27 protein-coding genes, 1 tRNA gene and 1 riboswitch are annotated in these 26,284 nt (G+C 64.7%); of the genes, 11 read left to right on the forward strand and 17 right to left on the reverse strand.

What is annotated here, in order from left to right:
• Positions 1–76 precede the first annotated feature (76 nt).
• Positions 77–364 (forward strand): hypothetical protein, encoded by a 288-nt coding sequence (locus ACVIGB_RS11260; RefSeq protein WP_456722626.1) that lies wholly within the window; start codon positions 77–79, stop codon positions 362–364.
• Positions 365–449: 85 nt separating this feature from the next.
• Positions 450–526: transfer RNA gene (locus ACVIGB_RS11265), tRNA-Arg, on the forward strand.
• A gap of 1,962 nt (positions 527–2,488) precedes the next feature.
• On the opposite strand, the gene ACVIGB_RS11270 is transcribed toward ACVIGB_RS11265, so the two are convergent.
• The gene (locus ACVIGB_RS11270) at positions 2,489–2,824 is read right to left on the reverse strand and encodes a VanZ family protein (RefSeq protein ID WP_456722624.1); all 336 of its coding nucleotides are present in this window, start codon (positions 2,822–2,824) and stop codon (positions 2,489–2,491) included.
• 649 nt (positions 2,825–3,473) lie between these two features.
• Between ACVIGB_RS11270 and ACVIGB_RS11275 the strand changes: the two genes are divergently transcribed.
• Complete coding sequence (locus ACVIGB_RS11275) at positions 3,474–4,328, forward strand: sterol desaturase family protein (protein ID WP_456722623.1); 855 nt, start codon at positions 3,474–3,476, stop codon at positions 4,326–4,328.
• Here ACVIGB_RS11275 and ACVIGB_RS11280 read toward each other — a convergent pair.
• On the reverse strand, positions 4,325–5,335 hold the full coding sequence (locus ACVIGB_RS11280; protein ID WP_456722622.1) for a helix-turn-helix domain-containing protein: 1,011 nt from the start codon (positions 5,333–5,335) through the stop codon (positions 4,325–4,327). The genes ACVIGB_RS11275 and ACVIGB_RS11280 overlap by 4 nt on opposite strands.
• A 174-nt stretch (positions 5,336–5,509) precedes the next feature.
• Here ACVIGB_RS11280 and ACVIGB_RS11285 point away from each other — a divergent pair, with 174 nt between their 5' ends.
• Positions 5,510–6,655: an alkane 1-monooxygenase gene (locus ACVIGB_RS11285; protein ID WP_456722621.1), complete on the forward strand. Its 1,146-nt coding sequence runs from the start codon at positions 5,510–5,512 to the stop codon at positions 6,653–6,655.
• Positions 6,656–6,718: 63 nt separating this feature from the next.
• On the opposite strand, the gene ACVIGB_RS11290 is transcribed toward ACVIGB_RS11285, so the two are convergent.
• Entirely contained in the window at positions 6,719–7,837 is a 1,119-nt protein-coding gene (locus tag ACVIGB_RS11290; protein ID WP_456722620.1) for an L-dopachrome tautomerase-related protein, read from the reverse strand.
• Positions 7,838–7,987: 150 nt separating this feature from the next.
• On the opposite strand from ACVIGB_RS11290, the gene ACVIGB_RS11295 reads away from it, so the two are divergent.
• Positions 7,988–8,380 (forward strand): winged helix-turn-helix transcriptional regulator, encoded by a 393-nt coding sequence (locus tag ACVIGB_RS11295; RefSeq protein WP_456722619.1) that lies wholly within the window; start codon positions 7,988–7,990, stop codon positions 8,378–8,380.
• Positions 8,381–8,389: 9 nt separating this feature from the next.
• On the opposite strand, the gene ACVIGB_RS11300 is transcribed toward ACVIGB_RS11295, so the two are convergent.
• From ACVIGB_RS11300 to ACVIGB_RS11320, 5 genes are all read right to left on the reverse strand, one after another.
• Positions 8,390–9,166 (reverse strand): hypothetical protein, encoded by a 777-nt coding sequence (locus tag ACVIGB_RS11300; RefSeq protein ID WP_456722618.1) that lies wholly within the window; start codon positions 9,164–9,166, stop codon positions 8,390–8,392.
• Between the two features lie 156 nt (positions 9,167–9,322).
• Positions 9,323–9,694 (reverse strand): hypothetical protein, encoded by a 372-nt coding sequence (locus ACVIGB_RS11305; RefSeq protein WP_456722617.1) that lies wholly within the window; start codon positions 9,692–9,694, stop codon positions 9,323–9,325.
• A 136-nt stretch (positions 9,695–9,830) separates the two neighbouring features.
• The gene (locus tag ACVIGB_RS11310) at positions 9,831–10,124 is read right to left on the reverse strand and encodes a hypothetical protein (RefSeq protein ID WP_092125707.1); all 294 of its coding nucleotides are present in this window, start codon (positions 10,122–10,124) and stop codon (positions 9,831–9,833) included.
• A 204-nt stretch (positions 10,125–10,328) separates the two neighbouring features.
• A complete protein-coding gene (locus ACVIGB_RS11315; RefSeq protein WP_456722616.1) occupies positions 10,329–10,751 on the reverse strand; it encodes a zinc-ribbon domain containing protein in 423 nt (140 codons plus the stop codon).
• 102 nt (positions 10,752–10,853) lie between these two features.
• Positions 10,854–11,441, reverse strand: a complete 588-nt coding sequence (locus ACVIGB_RS11320) for a helix-turn-helix domain-containing protein (RefSeq protein ID WP_456722615.1) — start codon at positions 11,439–11,441, stop codon at positions 10,854–10,856.
• 172 nt (positions 11,442–11,613) lie between these two features.
• Between ACVIGB_RS11320 and ACVIGB_RS11325 the strand changes: the two genes are divergently transcribed.
• On the forward strand, positions 11,614–12,183 hold the full coding sequence (locus ACVIGB_RS11325; protein WP_456722614.1) for a hydrolase: 570 nt from the start codon (positions 11,614–11,616) through the stop codon (positions 12,181–12,183).
• On the forward strand, positions 12,180–13,298 hold the full coding sequence (locus ACVIGB_RS11330; protein WP_456722613.1) for an AbrB family transcriptional regulator: 1,119 nt from the start codon (positions 12,180–12,182) through the stop codon (positions 13,296–13,298). Before ACVIGB_RS11325 ends, ACVIGB_RS11330 begins: the two co-directional genes overlap by 4 nt.
• Positions 13,299–13,361: 63 nt before the next feature.
• Here the strand turns inward: ACVIGB_RS11330 and ACVIGB_RS11335 are convergent, their stop codons facing one another.
• Both ACVIGB_RS11335 and ACVIGB_RS11340 read right to left on the reverse strand, forming a co-directional pair.
• A complete protein-coding gene (locus ACVIGB_RS11335; protein ID WP_456722612.1) occupies positions 13,362–13,814 on the reverse strand; it encodes a MaoC/PaaZ C-terminal domain-containing protein in 453 nt (150 codons plus the stop codon).
• 151 nt (positions 13,815–13,965) lie between these two features.
• Positions 13,966–14,829 carry a bifunctional 5,10-methylenetetrahydrofolate dehydrogenase/5,10-methenyltetrahydrofolate cyclohydrolase gene (locus ACVIGB_RS11340; RefSeq protein WP_456722611.1) on the reverse strand — a complete coding sequence of 288 codons (864 nt, stop codon included), beginning with the start codon at positions 14,827–14,829 and terminating at the stop codon, positions 13,966–13,968.
• A 15-nt stretch (positions 14,830–14,844) separates the two neighbouring features.
• Positions 14,845–14,924, reverse strand: a riboswitch (ZMP/ZTP riboswitch).
• 216 nt (positions 14,925–15,140) lie between these two features.
• Between ACVIGB_RS11340 and ACVIGB_RS11345 the strand changes: the two genes are divergently transcribed.
• The gene (locus ACVIGB_RS11345) at positions 15,141–15,554 is read left to right on the forward strand and encodes a hypothetical protein (protein WP_092114929.1); all 414 of its coding nucleotides are present in this window, start codon (positions 15,141–15,143) and stop codon (positions 15,552–15,554) included.
• Between the two features lie 121 nt (positions 15,555–15,675).
• Here ACVIGB_RS11345 and ACVIGB_RS11350 read toward each other — a convergent pair whose 3' ends face one another.
• Together ACVIGB_RS11350 and ACVIGB_RS11355 are read right to left on the reverse strand one after the other, a co-directional pair.
• Entirely contained in the window at positions 15,676–16,197 is a 522-nt protein-coding gene (locus ACVIGB_RS11350) for a hypothetical protein (RefSeq protein ID WP_143046621.1), read from the reverse strand.
• Positions 16,198–16,413: 216 nt separating this feature from the next.
• On the reverse strand, positions 16,414–17,052 hold the full coding sequence (locus tag ACVIGB_RS11355; RefSeq protein ID WP_456722610.1) for a hypothetical protein: 639 nt from the start codon (positions 17,050–17,052) through the stop codon (positions 16,414–16,416).
• Between the two features lie 268 nt (positions 17,053–17,320).
• Here ACVIGB_RS11355 and ACVIGB_RS11360 point away from each other — a divergent pair, with 268 nt between their 5' ends.
• Positions 17,321–17,704 carry a VOC family protein gene (locus ACVIGB_RS11360; RefSeq protein WP_092114932.1) on the forward strand — a complete coding sequence of 128 codons (384 nt, stop codon included), beginning with the start codon at positions 17,321–17,323 and terminating at the stop codon, positions 17,702–17,704.
• Positions 17,705–17,719: 15 nt separating this feature from the next.
• Here the strand turns inward: ACVIGB_RS11360 and ACVIGB_RS11365 are convergent, their stop codons facing one another.
• Positions 17,720–18,151: a hypothetical protein gene (locus ACVIGB_RS11365; protein ID WP_375789532.1), complete on the reverse strand. Its 432-nt coding sequence runs from the start codon at positions 18,149–18,151 to the stop codon at positions 17,720–17,722.
• 238 nt (positions 18,152–18,389) lie between these two features.
• On the opposite strand from ACVIGB_RS11365, the gene ACVIGB_RS11370 reads away from it, so the two are divergent.
• Complete coding sequence (locus tag ACVIGB_RS11370; protein WP_456722609.1) at positions 18,390–18,740, forward strand: GrlR family regulatory protein; 351 nt, start codon at positions 18,390–18,392, stop codon at positions 18,738–18,740.
• A 183-nt stretch (positions 18,741–18,923) separates the two neighbouring features.
• Here ACVIGB_RS11370 and ACVIGB_RS11375 read toward each other — a convergent pair whose 3' ends face one another.
• On the reverse strand, positions 18,924–20,009 hold the full coding sequence (locus ACVIGB_RS11375; RefSeq protein ID WP_456722608.1) for an SMP-30/gluconolactonase/LRE family protein: 1,086 nt from the start codon (positions 20,007–20,009) through the stop codon (positions 18,924–18,926).
• A 338-nt stretch (positions 20,010–20,347) separates the two neighbouring features.
• On the opposite strand from ACVIGB_RS11375, the gene ACVIGB_RS11380 reads away from it, so the two are divergent.
• Positions 20,348–21,280, forward strand: coding sequence for an IS110 family transposase (locus ACVIGB_RS11380; RefSeq protein WP_456718658.1), 933 nt, complete (start codon positions 20,348–20,350; stop codon positions 21,278–21,280).
• A gap of 153 nt (positions 21,281–21,433) precedes the next feature.
• Here ACVIGB_RS11380 and ACVIGB_RS11385 read toward each other — a convergent pair whose 3' ends face one another.
• The 3 genes from ACVIGB_RS11385 to ACVIGB_RS11395 form a co-directional block, all read right to left on the reverse strand.
• The gene (locus ACVIGB_RS11385) at positions 21,434–24,115 is read right to left on the reverse strand and encodes a PAS domain S-box protein (RefSeq protein WP_456722607.1); all 2,682 of its coding nucleotides are present in this window, start codon (positions 24,113–24,115) and stop codon (positions 21,434–21,436) included.
• 273 nt (positions 24,116–24,388) lie between these two features.
• Complete coding sequence (locus tag ACVIGB_RS11390) at positions 24,389–25,270, reverse strand: DMT family transporter (protein ID WP_456749372.1); 882 nt, start codon at positions 25,268–25,270, stop codon at positions 24,389–24,391.
• Between the two features lie 35 nt (positions 25,271–25,305).
• Positions 25,306–26,250 (reverse strand): alpha/beta hydrolase, encoded by a 945-nt coding sequence (locus ACVIGB_RS11395; RefSeq protein WP_456722606.1) that lies wholly within the window; start codon positions 26,248–26,250, stop codon positions 25,306–25,308.
• Positions 26,251–26,284 lie beyond the last annotated feature (34 nt).

Genomic DNA, 26,284 nt, shown 5'->3' on the forward strand with positions numbered 1-26,284 from the left:
TCCGGGTTAAATGAAGCCAGAGGACCTTGGACCGGCTGCGCAAGCCGATTCCAGCTTGAATGCCAGGAGGCCGCCAATGACCAAGAGCAAGCTTTTCGCCGCCCTCGCCGTGACCGTTTCCCTGGCCATCCCGGCCCTCACCCCGGCTGCAGCCGCCGACCTCTCGGCCACCCCGCGCCACCACCGGCATCACCACCACCACGCTCGTTGGGGCCTGCCCTACCACATCAGCTATCTGCACAATTACGGCCCGGGCCCGGCCGCCGGCAGCTTCGCCTATTATGACGGCCCGTCGACCAACAAGTGCTACCAGGGCTCGGCCGCCTATGTCGGCCAGGATCGTCGCCGGCATCCCTGCTTCTGAGCTCAAAGCAAGGCCGGCGGGAGGCGCGGACGCCGTGCCCTCCCTGCTGGCCCCCGCAGCCCAAGTCTGATAATCGACCCGCAACGCGCTCGTAGCTCAGCTGGATAGAGCATCGGATTTCGATTCCGAGGGTCGGGAGTTCGAATCTCTCCGAGCGCGCCAGCAACAAGGGCGCGGCTTGGCGTTTGTTCTGAAATGCGATGTGCACAATGAGGAACACGACCCCGACGCGGACGGCGCGCCGAGGTCGCCATTCTGTCAACTCCCGACCGGGTGGGGTGTAAGGGTCGGGAGCCGACAGACTACCTCTGATACCGCCGCTCGTTCCCGCCCCTAAGCAACGCCATTAAGGGTTACTCCCGCCCAGCCTGCCGGAAAACGATATCCATTCGCCGCTGGTCGAGAGCTAGCCGAGCGAGGCCGTTAGCAAATCAGCAAGCAGGTCGGCGCAGGCTTCTCAGAGGGACGGGACCGGTTTGGGGAACGTCTTACGGTCTCCGTTTCGGAGGAGCTGGCGTACGGGCCCTGGCGCCGGCTCCTCTTTCATACAATTTGTGTATGCACTGCAACAGTCATTTGCCCTCGCATTTGCTGGATTGACGGCACTGGGAATGTCAGGGCTCCAGCGCTGGGAATAACAGGCGCCGCCGGGACAAATCATTTCTTCCCAGCGAGCGAGGACGCGATGTTCTCGAAGTGGTCAACATCGGCGAGCAAGCTCTGGACCTGCAGGGCCCTCGCTTTGCGAGAAGCCCGGCGGGGCCGGCCGCCGGCACCGTGGCAAGCGCTGCTAGATGGCCGTAGCGCTGTGTCTCAGGCGCTAGATATTCGGGCCGCTCGTCCCCGTCCTCATGGGCATCGAAAAACGCTTCGCGACAAGGTTCGGTGGGTCGATACTCGGCTGGACGGGGACGAGGTCATCAACTTCGCGATGGGCGTTTCGGGCCAGCCCAAGTAGGCTGAAAGGTCCAAGTTGCCAGCCTCTGCTTAATCTGCTCGGCCTGCTCCTTCGTCAGTTTCTCAGCCAAACTGTAATCGTTCAATTGGGCCGCCCCCTTGCGTTGTCGATCGTAAACCATCCAGTCAGTGCTTCCCTTTCGAACGAGGAACCTTGGCTGTATCGGTGCCGTGTAATTCACCGCAAACTCCCTCAGCAATATGAACGACGTAATATCTTCTTAAGTATAGCACTTGGCATTCGATGCTTTTGTGAACTTGCACACACACGCCGAACGCCTCGTGCGCTCCGCTTCGCTCCAATCGTCATCGGCGCAGGCTCGTGAAAATATCGGGCCCGCGGATCACCGATTGCATCGAACGAGGTTCCGCGGTTCGGACTACCGTCGTGCACGAGCCATTCGAAATCCTGATAGATTTGATTGCGAACGCAATTCCAAATTGCCGGCAAAAGCTCTTGCGATCTCCTGTCGGCGTAATGATCGTACTGGCGCGCACGGAATCGATAATCCGTCCGGGCTCTGACCAAGATTCGCGAGCGATGTAGATCGCTCCCAGGTCACAGAAGTGTGTCGCGCTCGCAACGTCACAACAGTTCCCTGTGTGGATGAGCGTGTTTGGACTTCACTGCGTTGCGCATTTGCCCTCTACTAATAACGGACCTTCGGCGGCGATTTTATTTCCAAGACGTCCATTTGAAATCGGGGTCCAGGAGGCCGCTGTTCAGCGGCCAGCGGCCTCTTTCGTTATTTGAGATTCATCGATTGCAATGACATCTTCCGACGCCAATCTGCGTCAATCGGACTGCCATTAGGTCATGGGGACAAGATGATTGAAGAACGCAAACCTTACGTGGCATTTGGAGTAGACCCGGCCGGCGTCGCACGCGCAACGTATGAACTTCGTTGCAATGACGACGAAGAGGCAAAGCGCCGAGCTGAGGGTTTTTTGGACGAGCACGAATTCGTCGAGTTGTGGATCGACTACAAAAGGATCGCTCGTCTGAAACGAAGCTAGGAAGAGCCTAGACGCGGCATCAAACTCCGAACGAATGCCTCATTTGAACGGAGGCCGTCAGCGTCTGGCCGTCATGCTCGCTTCAGCAAGGCGCCTTTTCTCGACCCCTGGAGATGCTGCTTGGCCGTTCGCGAAGTTCAACGGTTGAAGTCACCGGCGGGACTGGTTGCGCAGAACGAGCAGCAGTAGAAGCCGGCCCGCTCCGATGCCGGCGAGGCCTCCTGCAACCTTGAAGAATGCGTCGGCCAGGTGGCCGTGCCGGTCAGGGGTTAGCAATTGCATTGCTTCGAGCGTGAACGCACTGAAAACGACTAAGAGCACGACCAGCACGGCGCGCCGGGGATGGCCGACCGCAAAGGCCAATGCCATCACCGCGAACGCGGCGAAATGCTCGACGTGCGGATCAGCAGCAAACGAGGGGCGGTCCTGGATCGGGGACAGTGTGGCGAACGCAATAAAGGCCAGCGTTAGCCAGCCAATGACCATTCCGAACGTCCTGATCCTTGATTCAAGCAAGCAACAATTTCCAAGTCGCGGTGCCCTGGATGCACCGTCGCTGAATTAGCCCATCGCGCGTGTCAGCGACAGGCGCGATCGACGCAAAACCGGGTCGCCCGCAAGGACTAATCCCGATGGCTTTCCCGTAGAGCCCCCGTAAGTCGAAATTCCAACTTCTCGGTGCGCGACAAGCGTTACGATGAACAACGAGGGGGCGGCACCTCACCTTGAAAGCAGCGAGGCCGTTATGGAGCGCTTATACCTGGGCATTACCGTTACCAGCACATACGTCTTGGTCACGATTGCGCTGATCGTGGCTTTCATGCACTGACCGGCAGATAGGTCTGGCACGGCTGGTCTTGTGGCGAGCCACAACAACTTTCACCGCTCACCCGCAACTATCGACGAAAGCTCCGAAAGCCGATCGAAATCCGGCGGGAGGTCGCCCGCCAGTTTGCGGCCGACATGCAGGCCGGCACCAAGTTGCGGTTGAGCGAGGTCAAACGACTTTTTGAGTTGATGCGAACCGGGCCGATTAACGCTCCCGATTAACGCTCCTTGGGCTTGGGCTTTCCTTCCTATTGACGCTGTTGGGAGCCGAGGTGATAGGCTACCGCCATTTCAGGCGGTCATTTGAATGCGTGATTTATTTGGACTGACGCAGCTTTTGCTGGCGGTTTTGATCTTCGTGCCTTTCGAGCGACTGTTCGCCGCAAGGCCTCAGAGGATTTTCAGGCGTGGCCTGCTGACCGACATGGCCTTCCTGTTCATCAACGCCGGGCTGGTTCTGGCCGGCGTGATCGCCATCATGACGGCGGCCATTCTGGTCAATCAATCGATCCTGCCTGCGGCAGCGACGCAGGCGATCGGCGATCTTCCGTATCTGGTTCAAGTGCCCCTTGTGATCCTGATCGCCGACCTCGGCGTCTACTGGACGCACCGCATCCTGCACGTCGTGCCCGCCATGTGGCAGATCCATTCCGTTCATCACGCGGTCGAGGAACTGGATTGGCTCGCCGCGATTCACCAGCATCCGCTCGACGTGATCTTCATGAAGGCCGGCGCGCTGTTTCCGCTTTACGCGCTCGGTTTCTCCACCGAAGCGATCGGGACCTACCTGCTCGTCTACTACTGGCAGGCCTGGCTGGTTCACGCCAATGTCCGCCTGAACTATGGACCGCTGCGCCACGTCCTGGTGTCGCCGGAATTTCATCACTGGCACCACAGCAGCGAGACGGCAGCCAGGGACAAGAACTTCGCCGGGCTGTTCTCGTTCTACGATGTGCTGTTCGGGAGCGCCTACCTTCCGAAGGGGCAGGATCCGAAGGCATTCGGCGTCGATCATCCAATGCCCTCCAGCTATCTGGCGCTTCTGGCCTACCCGTTTGTCGCGTGGACCTCCAAGCGCAAGCGCGACGATCCGTCGGCCATCCAACCTCTGTCGCAAGGTGGAGAGCCTGCGCAGCCGCGCCAAGGCGCGCCGCTGAGCTAGCTCCGCAGGCTCCTGTCGCCGAACCAGCGCCGGCAGGCGCGGCTGAAGCTCGTTGCGTCGGTGTAGCCGAGCGCGGCCGCCATCTCGTCGCGCGATTGCGTTTCCGCCGCGAGCATTGTCCGGGCGCGCTCGCGCAGCACGCCGTCGAGCAGCGGCCGGTAGGCGCAGCCCGCTTCCGCCAGCCGCCGCACCAGCGTCCGCCGCGAGGTGCCGACGAGGCGCGCGGCTTCCTCCTCGCCGAGCCGCTGCGGCAGCCGCGCCGCAATCAGGCTCTCGACGATCCGCGCCAGCGCCGCGGTGTCCGAGCGCGGCTTCTCGATCTCCTCGAGCGCTTCGATGGCCTTGGCGTGCAATTCCGGATCGGCAAACGGCGAAGGCCGCGCGCATAGCTGCTTGGGCACGTCGAAGATGAAGGCGGCGGTGTTGAACTTCACGGCGCAGGAATAATGCGGCATGAGCCGCTCCACGCCCGCAGGCGGCGGCCAGGGAAACTGCAAGGTCGCCTGGTCGATCGCATCCTCGAGCAGCTGCACATAGACCGCATGCACGTTGAGGCTGACCGCCAGCGCCACGGCGCGCCACAGCGCGCCGTCCATGGCGACCGCAGGAGAGATTTCAATCTGGATCGAGCGCGGCGTTGTGCGCAGTCGGTTGCGGATAAAGGGCGCGCGGGTCGACCCGAAGCGCGCGCCGGTGTTGAGCGCATCCGCGATGGTCGGCGCCGTCCTGGTCGCAACGTCGAGCGCCCCCTGCAGCGATGTCGACCAGACCGCCGCGGCCGACAGCGGCCACAGCTCGCCATGCCGGCGGGTGATGTTGGCGGCGAGGATCACCAGCGACGACACCGGCATATGAGCGCCGGGCTGGTCGAGCACGTCCTGCTGGATTGCAGTGCCCTGCAGCAACTCGTCGCGTTCGCCCCGCGTCTTGCCAAACGCCCGCACCAGTGCCCGCGCATAGCTCACGGACACCGGCGTGCGAAGGGCATCGGCCTCCGATCCCTGCATTGCCTTGGCGCCCTCCCTCGCGAGCGTCCAGCCGAACGGACCTGATGGAACAGGCCTGGCGCAAAATGCCACAAAATTGGCCTGTTGGGAACTGGCGGCGCAGGCCCGCCTCGCGGCATCCTCTCTGCAACAACGGCGAGCGCCGCCTCGACAAGAGATGCTGGAGGGAATGCGATGATCTTCACGGGCACCAATGCCGCTGGCGACACCATCACCTACCGGGACGGCAAGCGCTATCTGTGGATGCTCTCGTTCATCCCGCCGCTGATCCCGCTGTTGTCCTACTGGCTCTTCCTGCGGACGCATAATCCGCTGGTGACGCTGATTCCGTTCGTCTTCATCTTCATCCTGATCCCGCTGCTCGATGTCCTGTTCGGCGAAGACATCCACAATCCGCCGGCGGAAGTGGTCGCCGCGATGGAGGCCGATCCGTATTATCTGCGGCTGGCGCGCATCACCGTGGTGTTTCCCTGGATCAACTACGTTGCCCTGATCGCCTTCTTCGGCACGCAGGAGCTGCCGTGGTGGTCCTATGTCGCTTTGCTACTCGGCGTCGGCACCATCAATGGCGGCGCGCTCCTGATCGGGCACGAGCTCGGCCACAAGGCCGACCGGCTCAACATCTTCTTCGGTATGCTCGCCAACTGCGCGGTGGGTTACGCCCATTTCCGCGTCGAGCACAATCGCGGCCATCACACCTGGGTCGCAACGCCGGAAGATCCCGCCAGCGCGCGGTTCGGTGAATCGATCTATGTCTTCGCGACGCGTGAGCTGCCGGGCGCGTTCAGGCGCGGCTGGCGCAATGAGGCCGAGCGGCTGACCCGGCGCGGCGAGCCGGTCTGGTCGGTCAACAACGAGATCCTGCAGGGCTTTGCGCTGACGCTCGTCGTCGCGGCCATTCTGATTGGGCTGTTCGGCTGGAAGGTCGCGCCGTTCATCGTCGCGCACCATTTCCTCGGCTGGTATGCGCTGACCCAGGCCAACTACGTCGAACACTACGGGCTGCTGCGCGAGAAGCTGCCGAACGGCCGCTACCAGGCGGTCGAGCCACGCCACTCCTGGAACACCAACCACATCGTCTCGAACCTGATGACGTTCCATCTGCAACGTCATTCCGATCACCACGCCAACCCGATGCGCCCCTACCAGTCGCTGCGCGATTTCGACGACATCCCGCGGCTGCCGAACGGCTACACCGGCATGTTCGGTCTTGCTGCGATCCCGCCGCTCTGGTTCCGCGTGATGGACCCGAAGACACTGGCCTGGGCCGGCGGCGACAAGAGCAAGCTTAATCTGGGCGAGCGACCGGCGAATGCATGATTGCAGGTCTCGCCCGGCCCGCAAGCAGGCCGGGCGATCGTCGTCAGCACGCGCGATGCGCGGTCAACGCGAGACGTAGCCCGCAGCAAGCGGCTTGAAGCGATAGATCAGATACGGGGCCTTGTTCTCGCCCTTGCCGCCGTGGAACATCGCGGCCGCAGAGATTTGCGACGCCGATACGTACATGTAGCCATCCGAAGAGGCGGTGATCCCGTCCGGCCACACCATCTCCGCATCGCTCAGATAGGTGCGATACTTGCGATCGGCTCCGACGACGCCCACCGACTTGCTCTCGACCGCGGTGAGATAGAGATTGCCGGCATAATCGATCGAGAGCCCGCCATTGTTCGGCTTGTCTGAATAGCGCTCGACCTTGGCGCTGAGCTCGGCCGGCGTCAGCTTCTCGTCATTCAGATCGGCAACACGCACGCGGTAGATCGAGCGGCCGCTGAGCGGCGCGAAATAGACCCATTCCGACCTGACATCCATGGTGATGCCGTCACAGCCGACCTTGATGATGGACGGCTTGCCGTCCTTGCCCGACACGGTGAGATCCTTGCTGTCCACCGTAATCGGCAGGTCCTCGGGAATCGTGGAGCGGTCACCGTCAAGCACGCGTCTGGCGCGCCCGGTATCCATGTCGATGACGATGATCGCGGCATGCGATCCGTCGCCGCCTGGGCCGATGTTCTCGTCGGCGATATAGAACTTGCGATGCTTCTGATCGATGACGATGTCCTGCGGCTGCGAGCCCGGCCGCGTGACCGGATCGGGCATGTAATAGATGCGCTCGAGCCGGTCGCTGCGCGTGTTCCATCCGACCAGCTTGGGCGTGATGTTGGTGCGGAATCCCATGTCGATGATCCACACCACCCCATTCTCGTCCGATCGAAGCCCGAGCACGTTGTCGAGATACTGGTCGGTGCCTTTCCGCGGCGTATTCCACTCCGCGCTTGGAAATGGCTGCGACGTCGTCGGCGACGTCAGCTTGGCGACCCTGATCTCGGGACTGAAGAACGGATGATGGCTGAAGATGAGCTGGTTGTCCGGCGTGATCGCGATGTTGCCGACCGACTCCGGCAACCGCGCCACGATCTCGGCACGAGCCGGTTCATCCGCACGCGCGCTCGATAGCATTGCGTTCGCCGTCATCGCGGCGATCAACAAAATCCCTCGCTTCACGCGGGTCCCCTCCCTGTTATCGTTGATGTGTCGTTGCGTACCGAACCGGCCATCATCGGCAAGGTTCGGCTTTGCGGGATCGACGTTGCGCGCTAATTTGGGCGCTGACAATTACGCACAGGAATGTCCGGTAGTATCAGGGAGTGAACCATGAAAGAGCTTGATGCGAAGAGCTATGACTGTGCGGCCGGCTGCCCCGTCGAGGCGACGCTCGATCTGATCGACGGCAAGTGGAAAGCCGTGATCCTCTATCACCTGCTCGGCGACACCATCCGCTTCAACGAACTCGGGCGACGGCTGTCGCGGATTTCGCAGCGCATGCTGACGCGGCAACTTCGCGAGCTCGAGACCGCGGGCCTGATCCACCGCGAGATCTATCCGGAGGTGCCGCTGCGTGTCGAATATTCGCTGACGCCGCTCGGACGCTCGCTCGACCCCGTCATCCGGTCGCTGTGGGTCTGGGGTAATTCGTACCTGGAGACGCGCCGCCCCTCGCCGCGTGCGGTCAACGGTGCGTCAGCTTCGGCGCCGCGCGCCGGTTAGGGCAACAGCTCAGGCTTGCCGCCGCTTCATCGCGCCGATGCCGAGGAACGAGCCGTTGACGGACGGATACTGGCTGGTGAATTCGAACGCATCGAAGCCAGGTGCTTCGAATTCTTTCAGCGCTTTCCAGAGCAGCGTCGTATCCGGACAGGCCTGGGAGTGGATGTCGTGATGTACGATGATGCTGGCGTGGGAGCGCACCAGCAGGTGATCCTGCAGCGCGCCACGCAGGCTGTGATCGCCGTCGATGAAGACGAAGTCGGGCTTCAGCCGGTCGACATGTGCACCCACCAGCGGTGAAGTCGAATAGGCCTGGAGATAGATCGGCTCGATAGAAGCCTGCTCCTGCAGCAGTTCGAAATAGGTCGCGATGAAAGGCGTCGGCGCGATCGGATCGAGTGCGATCACGGTCTTGAGATCGGCGCCGCTGTGCTTCAGCCACTCCGCAACCAGGATGAACATGCCGCCCCAGCGGCAGCCGATTTCCATATAGGAGGAAATGCCGGACGCGTTGCGCGCGAGCCAGGCGAGATAGGGCGCGAGCTGGTTCGGATACTGCCAGAGGTGGAGGCCCTTGCCGAAGCTCGGTGCGAGCTCCGGCGGCTGCTCGTGAAGCAGTTCGTCATTGAGCCCCAGCGCGGGAATGAATTCGCGTTCGAGGAATTCCACATCCAGCCGCTGCGCCGGGCTCAATGCCGCGATGGTGCTGATCGCTTCACGGACGAACGGCGCGAGATCGGCGAAACGCTGGTATCGGTCTTCTGGCGCTTGCTGGACGTTGAGCATCGGTGCGATCGGGCCGGAGGGTTGGACGGACGGGAGACTGCTGGCGGTCAGTCTCATCCTCCTTCAACGGCGCGAGCGCCCTTCCCGGGCGGAGAATCTCGCATCCCGCCGCTGATCGCGCCCCCCGCCCGCGGCACGTCTTGCGGCCGCCCGTTCTCATCCGCTCGGGATCTTCCGGCGCACGGCCTCCACGCCGGCATCGGTGACGCGATATTTCCGCCCCGTCTCCGGCAGGATCCAGCCCTTCTCGATCATTCCGGCAATGGTGCTCGGGCCGACCCCCGCGGGAAACGGCCGGCGATGTCGGATCGCGTCGATCGCGACCCGTTCGAGATGGGTGGCGACATGCGAGGGGCGCGCGCGAAACGCCTTGGCCATGATGAGGACCGACAGCACCTCGGCGCGCCGGCGCACGGCCGACGCGCTGCGGGTCAGTTCGTTGCTGATCTCGAGAGCGTTCTTGCCGGCCCTGGCGAGTTCTCTGAGTTTCTCGTCCTCGTCAGAGCTCCAGCGCCGCACGATCCCCATCTGGCCCTCACCGCCTGGATACCCATCTCGAACCGATGCATACGCAGGCGGCGCTGATTTGCCATGTGACTTTCGGCACCTCTTGATGTGACGTTGGAGACTGTCGCCATCAAGAAGGCCGATTTCGAAAACGCTCCTAGTGCTTGCTGGGTTCAAGCGTGATGAGCACGCCGGTCGGTTCGGGCTCATGCGGCCGCAGCGACGTCAGCTCCGGATCGCTCCAGTCGGCTAGGCTCACCACCTCGCCGGTCTGCCCCGGCATGTCGGAGCTCTGGGCGGGTTCGAGCACCTTGAGCCCGGTGGTGTCGACGAAGAATGTGTGCTCGCCGAACACGCTGTTCAGTTGCGCCACCGCCGGATGATCATCCGGAAGCACCTGCGCGTTCAGTTGCGTCATGGTCTGTTTGACTTGCGTGGAATTAAGCTTCATCCGCTGCTCCTTCTTGTTGGTTCCGGCCTGAGTGGTTTCCTTCAATGGTTTCCTTGGCTGGTTCCTCCCCGCCCGCGCCCGTCGCCGCGGGCTTCGAAGTCTCGAACCGATCAAGCAACGAAACGTTCCGCACGCGCGACGCATTGACCGCGTGCGCGCGGGGTTCCACATCCATCGCTGTGTGAAGTGTGGTGCTGCTGCTCTCTACGAGGCGGAAGGATTCTTCCTGGCGAGGCCTTCCAGATGAACGCGGCGCGCGGCGGATTTGCGTGCGCGCGCCCTGGTGCGGCAGGCCCGGCAGCGCACGGCCTTGGTGAACACGTCGCCCTTGGCGGCCTCGTACCACCATTTCTGCTGCAATGGCGTCCAGACCTCGGCAACGCCGCAATCCTTGCAGACGAAAGGCTCGGGCCGATAGGTTCCGCGTTCGACGAAATCTGGAGTCGAATAGCTGTTCGTGGGCGCGAGTTGGCTCGTGACCACCGCAACCTCGTCGCGCGCCAGCGCGATCTTGTAGTCGCGCAGGCGTTGCCGTTCGGCGGCGCGTTGTGCCAGCGTGCGATGCCATTCCTCAGCCTTGCGCTGTTTGGCTTCGATCTCGCCGTGCGTCTGCTTGCTGCGCTTCATATCAAGAGGGCCCGTCACAACTACGCGCGTGATGTCCGCTGATACTCTAACAGCGACCCAACAGCGCGGAAGCCCCGAGCCGGGCCACAACATCCAAACCCGTCATTTGCGGCGCGGAGACTGTCCCCTGATGGCACCTTGAGCGGGAGCGAGCCTCGCTGCGAGGTACAGACGATTCATCAGCCGCAGTTCATCCGGCGCGCCGGCGCTGGTGGGCGCCTCCTTCTTCACCATGCCAACCATGGTCTTCATGTTGTTGAGGACGACAGGGACGATGTCCTCGATCTCGCGATCATCGAGATTTGGCGCGCAGGCCCTCAGCGCCGCGCCGATCTCCGCCATCGCCTGGCTTCGAAAGCGCAACCGTATCTCGGTCCAGTCTGTGCGGGAATCCAGCAGCGCCGTCATCGCCCTGGTCTGGGGATAAACCCGGACGAGCAGGTCGATCAGCAGGTCCGCCAGTTCTTCGGGGGCCGAGCGGAGAGCGCGCTCGCGCATCCCGGCATATTCCTCGGACAGGACGGCGGCGTAGCCGTCGATCAGCGCATCGCCGATTGCCTCCTTGTTCGGGAAAAAACGATACAGCGACCCGATCCTCGCGTTCGCGCGAGAAGCGATCTCCGCCATGGTCGCGGCCTCGTATCCTCGTTCCTGAATCACCTCGGCGGCCGCATCCATCAGCTCGGCCACGCGCTGACGGCCGCCCTCGCGCTGTGGCACGAGCGTTTGACGAGGGGGGCTTGACGAAGTTGAGGACATACTCAAATAATGGGGCTCTAGTTGAGTTAATCCTCAAACATGTAGCGCGCCGAAGCCACCTTGGCAACGGACGGTGTCGTGCGCGCTCGTTCAGGAAAGCACCATGATAACGCTCCCCGCATCCTCGACCGCGCTTATCTTCGTGGACCTTCAGAACGGCATCATCGGCATGCCCGTTGAGCCGCATTCCGGCGAGGCGGTCGTGTCGGTGGCCAGGACGCTCGCCGGCCGCTTCCGCGACGCCTCCGCGCCTGTGGTGCTGGTCAATGTCGACTTCTCGCCCGGCTACGCGGACGCCTTGAAGACGCCGGTCGATCAGTCCTGGCAACTCCCAACCGAGGGCTTCCCCAAAGGCTGGTCGGATATCATCGATGGCCTGGCTGGCCCCGCCGACATCCGCATCACCAAGCGTCAGTGGGGCGCCTTCTACGGCACGGAGCTTGACCTGCAGCTACGCCGCCGTGGCGTGAACACGGTCGTCATCGGCGGCGTTGCGACCAATATCGGCGTCGAGTCGACCGCCCGCGCGGCGCACGAGCACGGCTATGCCGTCGTCGTGGTCGAGGACGCCTGCGCCGGGCAGTCGGCGGCCATGCACGACTTCGCGTTCACCCATATCATGCCGCGGCTCGGACGCGTGACGAAGGCCGATGACGTCGAGCTCACGCGGTGAATTCGATCCAGCCTCAAGACGGGGCGCTTGGCCGCCTGGAGCCCGCCACCCGCTGGGCCGTTCTGGTGCTTGCCTCGCTCGTCCTCGGCGGCCTGCTCGAACAGATGAGACTTCCCGCAGCGCTGCTGCTCGGCCCGCTTGTGGCGGCCGTGCTGATGCAGACCGCGGGAGCGCCGGTCAGAGTTCCGAGGATCGCGATGCTGGCGGCGCAGGCTGTCATTGGCTGCCTCGTCGCACGAGCGATGACGCCCGCGATCCTTGCGGGCTTCTCGCATCACTGGCTCCTGTTCGTGAGCGTGATCCTGTTGTCGGTATCGGCCAGCGCCTTGATCGGCTGGGCGATCAGCTTCTTCCGCATCATCCCCGGCAGCACCGCGGTATGGGGAATGCTGCCGGGCGGAGCCACCGTCATGATGGTGATGGCGGAGGCGCATGGCGCCGACTTCAGGCTCGTCGCATTCATGCAGTACCTGCGGGTCGTGATGGTCGCGGCCGCGGCCTCCGTCGTGGCGGTGATGTTCGTTCACGGCGGCGGCAGCCCCGTCGCAGCCGGCCTGCTGTCACCGGTCGACTGGAAGGACTTCGCTGCCACCGTGGTTGTGGCCGTGGTCGGTGGATGGCTCGGACTGGCCATGCGCATTCCGGCCGGCGTCCTCCTTGGTCCACTTGCGATCGGCGCAACGCTCGTCATCCAGGGCTGGATCAGGATCGAGCTGCCACCGCTTGTCCTCATCGCAAGCTATGCATTGATCGGCTGGAGCACGGGTCTCGGCTTCACGCGCGAGATCCTGGCCACCGCGATGCGCGCCTTGCCCCAATGTCTCGGGGCCATCCTGCTCCTGATGGCAGCCTGCGGCGCGCTGGCCTGGTTCCTGGTCATCGCCCTGCACATCGATCCGCTGACGGCCTACCTCGCCACGAGCCCAGGCGGCGTGGACGCCGCAGCGATCATCGCCGCCGGGACCAAGGTCGACATGTCGTTCGTGATGGCGCTGCAGGTATTGCGCATCGTTGTGCTGCTGGTCATCGGTCCGCGGGTCGCGCGCTGGGTGACGGGCACGCTCGATACGAAGCAGCGGACCGCAGACGAGCCGACCTCGTCGCCCCCCCAGTGAAGGACTCAGCGCCGCAGCATTGCGCGACCACACGGCGGAGCGCCGGGAATACACCAGCCTCGATTACGTCCGCCCCTGATCCGCCGGCCGCATGTGGATCAGCGCATCGAGAACCAAGACAAGCACGGGACGCTGCTCGTTGTTGACGAGCTCGGTCTTGAAGATCACGACGGCGTCACGCCGCTCCGGCCTGATGGTGATTTTCTGGATCTGGGATTGGCCGGTGAGCGTGGCGCCCGGGCGAACCGGGCTCGGCAAGCGGATCTCGAAGCTCCGCCCGACGATGCCCGCCACCTTGGTCCAGATCGCCTCCACGACGAGCCGCTGATAGATCGCAATGGTGTTGAAGCCGCTTGCGATCAGGCCGCCGAACGGGCCCGCCGCAGCCGCGACGGGATCGGTATGGATCGGCACCGGATCATATTTGCCGGCGAATTCCAGGATCTCGGCTTCGCCGATCGTGTAGGTGCCGAGCTGGAATGTCTGGCCCTCGGTGAGATCTTCTGCATACAGCATCGCGCGCCTCCGTCTGTCGCGCGACGATAGACCAATGCTGCGGGCTTGCCATGACCTCCGGGGTCATGTTCTTGGCGCACCGGACTGCGCTGCAAAGCAGAGACGCGCGCGGCGCCGGCCGCTCCCGTCTCGCTGCAAGCCCGCCGCGCGGCTATTGCAGCCGCGCCGCCCTCGCCTTCGCGGCCTTCACCGTGGTCTCCATCAGGCAGGCGATCGTCATCGGGCCGACGCCGCGCGGCACCGGCGTGATCGCGCCGGCGACCTGCACCGCTTCGTCGAAGAAGACGTCGCCGCACACCGCGTAGCCGCCTTCCGGCTTCTCGACGCGCGTGGTGCCGACGTCGATGACGATGGCCTGCGGCTTGATCCAGTCGCCGCGCACAAGGCCCGCCTTGCCCACCGCGCTGACCAGGATATCGGCCTGACGGCAGATCTTGCTGATGCCGCGGGTGTGGATGTGGGTCTGCGTCACGGTCGCCTGCTCCTGCAGCAGCAGCGCGGCCATCGGCTTGCCCACGATATTGGAGCTGCCGATCACCACGGCATGAGCGCCGGTGAGATCTGGCCGGATCGACTTGATCAGCCTGAGGCAGCCGAGCGGCGTGCACGGCACCAGCGCATCGTCGCCGTGAAACAGCCGGCCTGCGTTCAGCGCGTGCAGGCCGTCGACGTCCTTCGCGGGATCGACCGCCGCCATCACGCGCAAGGCGTCGATATGCGCCGGCAGCGGCAGTTGGATCAGGATGCCGTCGATATCGTCGCGCGCGTTGAGCGCGTCGATCCTGGCGAGCAGCTCGGCCTCGCTGGCGTCATCCGGCAGGCGTTCGACCTCGCCGCGCAGGCCAAGCCGCTCGGCCATCCTGACCTTGCTCTGTACATAAATCTGGCTCGCCGGGTCACAGCCAACCAGCACGACCGTGAGCCCGGGCGCGCGGGGCAGCCGGTCCAGTTCGCTCGCAACCTTGTCGATGACAATTTGGGCATGTGCATGCCCATCAAGAATGTTCGCCGTCATGGCACCTCCGTTTCGAAGCGGTGCCCAGGCGCGCGGCGTTCAGTCTCTGCGCTCCCCGATGGTGGTCCATCCAAGCGCCAGTCGCGCAGATGGCGCCGTTATAGCCGCCCGGCCCGGCAAACGCAACTCACGCTCCCTTGCCGCCGAACCGGCGACGAATTGCCCCTGTTTTGCCGGTGGATCGGTGCCGGGCGGGGCCCCTCCGGGGGTAGGATTCGGGCAGAACTTGCGATAAGCCTCGGCGCTTGCCGGGCTTTTCCGATCCCCGGCGCCATCCTTCCGGTCATCACGCCACTTCGGATATTTTCATCATGAGACATATCATCCTCGCGCTGGCGCTCCTCTGCCCGGCTGCCGCGCTTGCTCAAGGCACCGCTCCAGCCACCACCCCACCTCCCGCCGCCGACAAGCCGGCGGCGGCCCCGCAGCCGATGGTCGGCGACAAGCCGCTGGTCCAGGTCGGCAAGAAATCGGCGGCCAAGAAGGGCGAGAAGGCTGCACCGGGTAAGCCGCAATCGGTCGCGCAGAAGCTCCAGGCCTGCCAGGACATCGACGACGCCACCAAGGAGCGGCTGATGTGCTACGACGAGATCTTCAAGCCGCAGCCCAAGCCGAAGGCCGCCCCTGCCAAGGGCGTTGCCGAATGCCGGTTCGTCAAGGAAGAGGACGAGCGGCTGACCTGCTACAACGGCTTCGCCGACAAGATTCCGCGCCTGCCGCGCTAACCGGTTCTGGTCACCCGGCCGCCTTCCAGCAACCGGTTACCCGCCTAATCTCGCGGACATGAAAATGCCGCCGCAAGTGTTTGCGGCGGCGTATCGATTGCCGATTGCGGCGTGTCCTTGTCTACCAGGTGCCGAAGCCGCCGAAGAAGCCCATGCGCGGCTGCTGCTGCTGCGCGACACGGTAGGGCTGATACATGCCGGGCTGGGCCAGCCGCATCGGCTGCTGGGAATGGGTATGGCTGCGCGCGATCTTGCGCTTCTTCGACGCCTGCACCGGCTGCTCCGCCGGCTTCGCCTCGGCCACGACCGGCCCCTTGCGCGCGTCAGCCTTCTCCGGCGGAATGAACTGGGCGAACGTGTCACGGACGCGGGCCTGCGCCGACGCATCGCTGGCACCCGCCGGGGTCGCTGCGGCAACCGCGTTCACCTGCGACGGAACGATGGTCGGCAGGTTGGTGTCGTACACCACCCGCTCCGGCAGTTTCTGGGTCGACTTGATGCGTACCATGGTCTTGTTGTCGACGCCGGGCGACGACAGGCCCTGGCTGGCGACCACAGCCTCCTGCGGTACGATGGCATTGACGACGAAGAGCAGCGCGAGCAGCACGCCACCAACGAACAGGAAATAACGCGCCACAGGCATTTTGGTAGCTCCCCCCGCGCTACGGGCGCGGTTCAACTCGACGCGACGACATCTGGCATCGCGCAACGAATTTATCGTCTGCGCATGATCACCCGGGCAGACGCTATCCGCGCTCCCGGGTCGTTCTCTAACGGTCGGCTTATTAGTTAGTTCCTGCCTGGCCATTGCGGTTCACCCGGCAAGTCAATTCCTGGTCACTTTTTCGGGATGCAGGGTTCAGGCGCGGCTGGCGGTCGCAACCGTGCATTTGGCCTTGTTTGCGTTAACGTTTACGAACCCGATCAGCATCTGCGGGTAGGTCTTGCGGCTCTTCATGGCGATGGTGTCCGGGATCAGCCGCTTGCGCTCGGTCACGGGGCTGCCGTCGCTGCGGATGAAGGCGCAGGCGATCTCGATATCCTTCACCGCGAAATCATTGGCATTGCGCAGCGTCAGGGTGACCAGCACCTTCGAACCCAGCCCGCCGCGCCGCCAGGATTGCGAGGCGATCCGCAGCCTGTCCAGTGGCGATCTTTCGGTACCGGGCTCGGACGCTTTGGCCGCCTCGGCCGGCTGCGCGGCGGTGGCCACGCCGACCGTGGCCGGTTCACCTGCCGGTGCGGCCGGGGCATCCTTTGCGGCTTGATTTGTGATTTGGGCAGGCTGCGCCCCCCGCGATGCATCCTGCGCGGTGCGGATGACGGCGGAAGGCACCGGCCTGACATCCTGGTCTCCAGCATCGCTCGGCTCGGGCAGCATGAACCACGCCGCAATCCCGGCGACCGCGATCACCGACAGCAGCAGGCTGGCGTAAAGGCCGCCCTCACCGAGACGTCCGGCGCCAAACCTTCGAAACGACGCCAAGCCGATCCGCATCGTCGTGCCCTCACCCTCGACGCCCGATCAAGCCGCCACCCAGCACAGAAGCCGCAGGCATCGCAGCGTGCGGCATCCAGGACGGCCGCAGGTCGAGCGGCCACGCAAAATCAATCACCGACCGCCGGAATGGTTTCATTCCGGGACGACAATCTTGCGGCTGGCATCACGGAGGGATGGTATCCCAACGGACCGCTCGCTAGATTTGCGCCGCCCGAGAGCGAGTGCCGCGCACCCAAGCGCGCGCGAGAACAACAAGGAGACCGCAATGCCTGTCGTCACCTGGGACCACGTCCATCTGCGCAGTCCCGATCCCGAGGCCACCGCGACCTGGCTGCGCGACATTCTCGGCGGCGAGATCATCCGCGGGCCCGGCCGCATCGACGTCCAGCTCGGCGGCGCCAAAGTGTTCATCGCGGAGGTGACGCAAGGCGACGGCGTCAACGCCCCGCCGGTGACGCCGTATCAGGGGCTCGATCATTTCGGCCTGACCGTGAAGGACATCGACGCGGTCGCGGCCGAGATCAAGTCCAAGGGCGTCGAGTTCACCAAGGAGCCGACCACGATCCGCCCCGGCGTGCGGATCTGCTTCATCCGCGGCCCGCAGGGCATCTCGATCGAGCTGCTCGAGCGCGACCAGAAATACGTGTGAGCGAAAACCGGTCCGCTACGTCATGCTGCCGGGCATGAAGCAGCGGATCGTTACGCCCATGTAGCTCTTGATCGGCCAGACCATCGCGCGGCCGACCCGGTTGGGCTCGGTGACCACAGCCTCGTCGGGGACGTCGACCCAGGCTCCGTCGAGACGCACGCGGTAATGCCCGTCCTTCGATTCCCAATCGACGTCGCTGACCGCGCTGCCGTCGGCATCCGAGCAGCACGGTCCCTTGCCGCTGCGCAGACCGTCGAACCATTCCTTGAGCGGCGAATTGGCGTAGCGGCCGTCGGGATCGCGCGCCCGCGCGATTTGTACGGCCGCCGCCAACACCAGCATCATCAGCCCGAGAGACACCATCACACGGCCCGCACGACGGGCCCAAGTTCCATTGGCATTGCGAGGGCGTGCCAAACGGCCGCCCGATTCAATCCAGTCCGACATGTGTTCGCTCCAGCACTCACCGGCCAGTGCAACCAGAGCTATGCATTTCGCGGGCCAGTTCGATTCGCGCGCACGGTCCGCTGTCATCGCGCCGTCACACCGCCTGGCAGGAACCGAGGGTTCACGGTCAGTCCGGATACCCCCGGAATCAACCTGCCGCATTGCACGAGGTTGCTCGCTTTGGCATAAAAAACCAATCCGGATTGCTGCGGGCGCGGCAGCCGGTACATGGGACGTTATGAAGAACGGGCTGTACTCAATCCATGTCACCCAGCTGGACGGACGCGTCGGCAAGGGCAGCGGAGTGATTCTTTTCCGCGACGGGCAAATTCTCGGCGGCGATGCCTATCTCTATTACACCGGCAGCTACACGGTGAAGGGTGACGCGTTCAAGGGCGAGGTCCTCGTGCAACGCCACACCACGCCGCGCGAGACCGACAACCCGCTGTTCGGCGGGCCCGCGCCGGTCGGCATCGGCGTCTCCGGCACCTTCACCGACACCCGCGGCACCATGAGTGGAACCGCGCTGGTCGGCAAGGCGAGCCTGATCTTCGGCGCGACGCTGCACAAGCTCGCGGATATCAATTAGCTCTTCGAGACTCGCTGCTAGATCCGTCACCCTGAGGAGCGCGCCCTTGCGCGCGTCTCGAAGGGTCGACGGCCACCAGCCGGGCCGTGCATCCTTCGAGGCTCGCTCCGCTCGCACCTCAGGATGACGGTGACGGAGTTGGCACACGCTTGGAGTTCTACACTCGCTCTGTCTCGCGGCGTCTCACGTCGCGCCGTGCGCCTCGACATAGAGTGCGTAGATCGAATGGCATGACGCCATGTAAAGGCGGTTGTTCTTGGGTCCGCCGAAGGTCAGGTTCTCGCAGCGCTCCGGCAGGCGGATGAAGCCGAGCGGCTTGCCCTGCGGGCTGAACACCATGACGCCGTCGAGATCCTCAGGCCTGCCCTTGAGCTGATACACCTTGCGGCCGCCCGTCTCGGTCGGCTCCGACTGCAGCGCGCCGTTGCTGCCCCAGCCGCACCACAGGTTGCCGTCGCGGTCGACGCGGAAGCCGTCGAGCGATCCCTGGTCAGCTGCGTCGATCAGCTTGGTCTTGTTGCCGACCGTGCCGTCGGGATTGACGTCATAGCTCCAGATGCTGCGGTTCGGCGTGCCCTTCCACTCGACGACGTAGAGCTTCTTCTCGTCCGGCGAGAACGCGAGTCCGTTCGGATTGACCAAATCGGTGATGACGGCGGTCAGCTTTCCGTCGGTGCCGATCCGGAACACGTTGGTGTTGTCCTGCTCGCGCTTGGCCTTGGAGCCCTCCCACTCGCCGGCGATGCCGAACACCGGATCGGTGAACCAGATCGTGTCGTCGGACTTCACCACGATGTCGTTCGGCGCATTGAGGCGCTTGCCTTCGAAACTGTCGGCCAGCACGGTGATCTTGCCGTTCTTCTCGGTGCGCGTGATCCGCCGCGTCACCGAATGCTCGCAGGTGACGAGCCGCCCCTGACGGTCGCGGGTGTTGCCGTTGGCGAAATTGGCGGGACTGCGGAAGACGCTGAGGCTGCCGTCCTTCTCGCTGTACTTCATGATGCGGTTGTTGGGGATGTCGCTGAACAGCAGATAGCCGCCTTCGGGGAAATAGGCCGGCCCTTCCGCCCAGCGCATGCCGGTCGCAACCTGCTCCAGCGTGCTGCTGTAGAGCCGGTACTTGGCAAAAGCTGGGTCGAGGATTTCGACCGCCGGATCCGGATAGCGCTGATTGGGCTTGAACGGGAACGACTGCGCCATGGCGCGGCTGGCCGCTGCGCTCGCCATGCCCGCGCCGATGCCGGCCATCAGATTGCGCCGTGAAATCATGTTGTCCTCCCTGCCCGTACCATCCATTGATCCCCGGGTCGGCTGAGCGAGCCGTAGGAGCGTTGTCGCCGACGGTCCATTGCCGTTCGGGCATCGATCAATGCCGATCGAATATTGGTCTTCGCGCCATCGCAGTCGCGCGCGCCCCGCCCCGTCACCCTTGTAAGTCAGGAGGCGCTGGATCGAATAGAGTGTCCGGTGCGGTAACGGACGGGAGACCGCTTCACCCCAGGGCTTTGAAGCCCGTGCCTCAGCGCGGCGCCCCGTCCGTTGTTCCATTGAACCCGAACAGTCGCGAGGGCCGCCTGGCGAGCCCGGTTGCGCAAGGATGGGTGCAGATGGACGCGATCTATGTTGGCATTGATGTATCGAAAGACCGGCTGGATGTGCATTTGCATCCGAGCGGGGAAGCCTTTGCCGTGGCGCGTGACGGCAAAGGCCTGGAAGAACTTGTTGCCCGTCTTCAGACTTGCTCGCCGACGCTGGTAGCGGTGGAAGCGACAGGCGGCTTCGAGACCATTGTCGCCGCGGCGCTGGCCGGCGCCCAGTTGCCGCTGGTGGTGGTCAATCCGGCCCAGATCCGGCACTTCGCGCAGGCGGTTGGCCAGCGCGCCAAGACCGATCCGATCGATGCGGCGATCATCGCGCGGTTTGTCGAGGCGGTGAAGCCAACGCCGCGTGCGATGCCGGATCAGGAAGCCCGGCTTCTGGCCGAACTTGTCAGCCGCCGGCGGCAGATCATCGAGATGATCGTTGCCGAGCGACAGCGCGAGAAGCGGGCCGAGAATGTGCGCGTTCGCAAGAGCCTTGCCCGCCACATCAAGGTCCTCGAGAAAGAACTGCTGGAGATCGACAACGACATCGACACGCTGGTGCGCGGTTCGCCGATCTGGCGGGCCAAGGAGGAACTGCTGGTCAGCTTTCCGGGGGTGAGCAACACGCTTGCCCGCACGTTCCTGGCCGAGGTGCCTGAACTCGGCACCCTCAATCGGCGCCAGATCGCAAGCCTCGCCGGCCTTGCTCCGTTCACCCGCCAGTCCGGCCGCTGGAAGGGCAAGAGCATGATCGGCGGCGGGCGAGCTGCACTGCGCGCCGGCCTCTACATGGCCGCCCTCTCGGCAAGCCGATATCACCCCCAACTCAAGGTCTTCTATCGACGCCTGTTGGCAGCCGGAAAGCCGAAGATGGTCGCCCTCATCGCCGTCGCTCGCAAAGTCCTCACCATCCTCAACGCCATGCTCAGGGACCAAAAACTATGGCAACCCGCTTGACGAAGAACACAGTCGCTGAGGAGCGCGCTCTTGCGCGCGTCTCGAAGGGTGCACGGCCCGGCTGGTGGCCGTCGATCCTTCGAGGCTCGCTCCGCTCGCGCCTCAGGATGACGGAACTAGAGCACGAGCCGATCAAGCCACCGCGCCTTAGGCCTACTCCGCCGCCTGCTCCAGCGGCGCGACGCGCGGCAGGATCATCTGGATGCGGGTGCCGTTGCCCGGTGCGGAATCGAGCGAGAGCCGGCCGCCGAGGCGCGTGGTGACGACGCTGTAGACGATGTGCAGCCCGAGCCCGGTGCCGCCCTGGTCGCGCCGCGTCGTGAAGAACGGATCGAAGGCGCGGCGGCGCACGTCGAGGCTCATGCCGCAGCCATTGTCGGCGAAGATCACCTCGACATAGTCGTTGCCGGAGGCGTGCACCTGGATCTCGACCTCGCCGGCCTTGCCGTCCGGGAACGCATGCGCGACCGCGTTGAGGAACAGGTTGGTCAGCACCTGGCCATACGGTCCCGGATAGGAATTCATGATCAGGTTCGGCTCGCAATCGACGTTGAGCGTCAGATTGTGCTTGCGCAGGCCGGGCCGCAGACTCATCACCACCTGCTCGGTGAGATCGCCGAGATCGAAGGTACGCTGGTCCGAATAGTTGCGGTCGGCGGCGACCTGCTTGAACGACTGGATCAGCTCCGCGGCGCGGTTCAGATTGGCGACCAGCTGCGACGAGGCATCCCGCGCGGTGTTCAGGAAGTCGTTGAGGCTCGAGCGGCGCAGGTCGCCGCGCTCGACCTGGATCGCGAAGTTCGCGGTCTTGCGTTCCAGCGCGGAGGCCACCGTGAGGCTGATGCCGACGGGATTGTTGACCTCATGGGCGACGCCGGCGACCAGGCGGCCGAGCGCGGCGAGCTTCTCGGCCTCGATCAGCGAATTCTGGGTTTCCCGCAGATTGCGCAGCGCAGCCTCCGCGGAATCCCTCGCCTTGCGCATCTCCTGTTCGGAGCGCTTGCGCTCGCCGATGTCGAGAGCGACCGTGACGATGTTCTCGATGTCGCCCTGGGCATCGAGGATCGGCAGCTTGTTGACGAGCCATTGCCGCATGTTGCCGGCTGCGTCCTTGTACTCCTCTTCATAGAAACCAAGCTCGCGGCGCGCCGACAGGACGCGCTTGTCGTTCTCGTCGGTCTTGGCTGCGCCGTAACGCGACATCAGCTCGGCGGTGGTCTGGCCGATCGCGTCCTGCGGCTCGATGCCGAAGATGCCCGCCATGTAGCGGTTCATCAGCACGTAGCGCAGGTTGCGTTCCTTGACGTTGATGACGGCGGGCACCGTGTCGATGACCATCTGCAACAGCCGGCGGCCTTCGGCGATGGCATCTTCGGCGCGCTTCTGGTCGGTGATGTCGCGCACCGTGCCCTCGTAGCGGATCACCTCGCCCTCGTCGTTGCGTACGACGGTCGCGGAATCGGACAGCCACAGCACGGTGCCGTCGCGCGAGCGCACCTGATACTCGTAGTCGCGCACCGTGCCGTCGCGCCGCATCAGCTGCTGGTACTGCTCCCGTGCCGCCGGATCGACATAGACGGTGGAGGCGATGTCTCCGATGCCGTTGATCAGGTCCTGCGGCGTGGCATAGCCCATCATCCGCGCCAGCGCCGGATTGGCGTTGAGCAGCGCGCCGCCCGGCGTCGTGACATAGATGCCGTCGACGGATGCCTCGAACAGCTTGTGATAGCTCTCCTCGGCGAGCCGCTGCTCGGCGAGCGCGCGCAGTGCGGCCTCGCGCGCGCTGTCGGCGTCGACCAGGGTCTGGCGGAACACTTCGGCGGCGCGCGCGATGTCGCCGATCTCGTTGTCGAGGTCGGCGCCGGGAATGAACGCGCTCTTCTCGCCGCCCGCGACCTTGCGGATCGATCCGGCGATCCTGGCGAGCGGGCGAACGGTGCGGCGAACCACCAGCACCGAAGCGAACAGGCCGATCAGCACCCCCGCCGTGCCGAGCACGATGCTCTGCCATTTGGCCTCAGCCAGCGTGCGGGCGAAATCGCGCGACAGCACATGGCCGCGGCGCGAGCTGAGCTCGCGCAGCAGCTCGGTGACCTTCTGGATCAGGCGGCCTTCGGCGCCGAGCACCTCGCGGTCGATGTCGGCGATCTGGCCCTCGCGCACTGAAATCGCGCTGATCGCCTCGGCATAATTGTCGACCGCGCCGCGCAGGGCGGGTTCAGCGATGGTCATCGCCCGCATGCTTTGCGCGGCCTGCTCGGCGGCCGACGTGTTGTGCGCCAGGAGCGCGGTGGCAATGCGGCTCTGCGCCTGCGACAGCGTGTTGGCCAGCACCGCATCATTGCTCGCGGCGACCGCCTTGTCGAACGCGTCGCGCAGCGGCGGCAGCCCGGCGACGATCTCGGCGCGGCGGCTGAGCAGCGCCGAGATGCGCTCGATCCCGCTGCGATAGGTCGCCAGCCGCTGGGTGACGCCGTCGATCATGTCCTGCTGCTCGGGCGCCAGCTCGATCCGGGTCTTCTTCAGGATCTCGCTCAGCGACTGGGCCGCCTCTGCGACCTGGGCCGACTGGTTTCCGGGCTCGGTGACGAAGTCCCGCGCCGCCAGCCGCAACTCGTTGGTGCGACGATCGATGTCCTCGGCGATGTCGCCGACGCTTTGCAGCCGCTGCAGCTCGGCGAAGGTCGTATCGATGTGCCGGATCGCGATCACGCTGGCCGTGGACGTGATGATGATCACAGCCAGCACCAGCAGGAAGCTGCCGAACGTGAGCTGGCCAATGGAGAGGGAGAACGCACGCGGCGCTTGCGAATTCGGCGGCAATTCAGCGGTCATGTCATCAAGGCCGGGGTCCAATGCGCCCCAATATACGGGAAATTACGGGCTTTGGGGAAACATGCTGAAGCCCCTCGCCGGCCGGCGGTGTGACCCGTGTCACCCGGGGGCCGCCGGTGGCCGATTCCGACACAGGGCAGCATCAGGCCTCGTCCGGCGGGATGCCGGCCTCCGTAACGCATCCGGGGACATCCAGCCGGCAGCCGGTTTCGGGAGACAGGACATCAGGTGCCGGCAGCCTTCGGCGCCGGGATCGCCATCGCGGCGATGACCTCAAGCCGTGGTGATCCTTCGCGCAGGAATCGTCATCGCGGCGACGCCGATCACGACGCAGGCGAGCCCGAGCCACGTCGTCGGGCTCAGCCGTTCGCCCAGAAAAACGACGCTGAGCCCAACTCCGATCGGCACCCGCAGATAGGCCTGCGCGGTGGTGCCGACCGAGCCCAAGGTCTGGATCAGGCGGAAGTAGATCACGAAGGCGATCGCGGTCGAGAACACCGCAAGCGCCAGCAAGGCGAGCAGCGAGCTGGTCGATGGCGTCAACGTCCAGGGCCGTTCGACGGCGAGGCTGAGCGGAATCAGCACCGCCGCGCCCGCGATCAGGGAGCCCGCGGCCGGCGCCATCGGATCGAGCCCCTTGAAGCCGCGGCTGAAGATCGCGGCGCAGGCGTAGCAGATGGTGGCGGCGACGATCGCGACCTCGGCCACGATGCCCTCCCCGAGATCGCGGAATGCATCGACGCCGACGATCAGGCAGATGCCGGCCATGCCGGCAATCACCCCGAACAGCTTGCGTGGGCTCGCGGCCTCGTGGCGGGTGATCGCCGCCGTGAACAGGAAGGTGAAGATCGGCGAGGCCGAATTCAGGATGGTGGCGAGCCCGGCATCGACGAAGCGTTCGCCCCAGGCGATCAGTGTCCACGGGATCACGCTGTTGAGGCAGGCCTGGAAGATGAAGCGGCGCCAGGTCGCGCCGTCCGTCGGCATGGTCACGCCGCGCATCCGCATGATGACGAGCAGCAAGAGCCCCGCGATTGCGGTCCGCGCCGCGATCAGCGTGATCGGCGGAATGGTCGCGACGCCGAGCTTGATGAAGGTGTAGGAGCCGCCCCAGAGGGTGGCGAGCGCGAGCAGCAGCGCCAGCTCGAAGCCCATAGGGGGCTGGCGCGCGTCGCCAGTCGCGGGGCCGCTCACGACGCGCTCCTTGCGAGCCAAGCGGCGGTCGCCGCAAACAGACCTTCGCGTCCGTGTTCAAGATGCATCAAATGCGTTGCCCTCGGCACGACGACATCGGCCTTCTGCGAGGCGCCCAGCGCACGTGTCAGCCAGGCTGCGTCGGCATCCTGGCAAAGGTTGTCCCATTCACCGCGGACAATCAGCGTGGGAGCCTGGACGCAGCGCGGGTCGTAAGGGAGCTGCCCCGACATCGCGGCGATGATGTCGGCCTGGGGCCCGTTCGGAATCCGGACGGCCGGCGGATTGCGTTCGGCCGCACCGGCATCGCTTGCCAGATAGGCCGGCCCCCACTCGGCGAGGTCAGGCTCGATCAGCACCGGCGAATGCGACGGTGGGACGTCCTCGACAAATCGCTTCAATTGATCCGCGATGGTGACCTCGCGCCATGCGCCGACGCTCTCGGGGAGTGGCAGCCCCTCCAGCTCCCGCCGGACGATCGGCCCGAACAGCACGAGGCGGCCGACGGCATCCGGACGATCGGCTGCAAAACGGCCGGCCGCCATCGTGCCCCATGAATGCGCGACGATATGAACCGGCGCACCCGCGCGCACCTTGCGGATGTGATCGACGACCGCATTGACCTGAACGGCGGCTTCCGGCGCTCGGCCGAGCGGCGCGACCCCGCTTGCGGGCATCGACATCTGCCGCGGCCTGCTCGAGCCGCCGAAGCCTGTGAAATCGAAACCCCAGACGTCGAAGCTCGCGGCATTGAGATCGTCCGCCCAGGACCGCCCGCCAAAGCGATAGCCGACCGACAGCGCAGAGGGAAACGTCGCGCCGTGAACGTAAAGCACGGGATCGCCCGCGCCCGGCCAGTGCCGCAGCAGCAGCGTGTCATCGCTGCCGGGCAGCGTCAGGTGGGCTTCGAGAGATATTGCCGCGTCGAGAGATGTTGCCACGTCAGTTCCTTTGCGCCGGGCTGTTGGCCCAGCG

Source organism: Bradyrhizobium sp. USDA 4341, assembly GCF_054063755.1.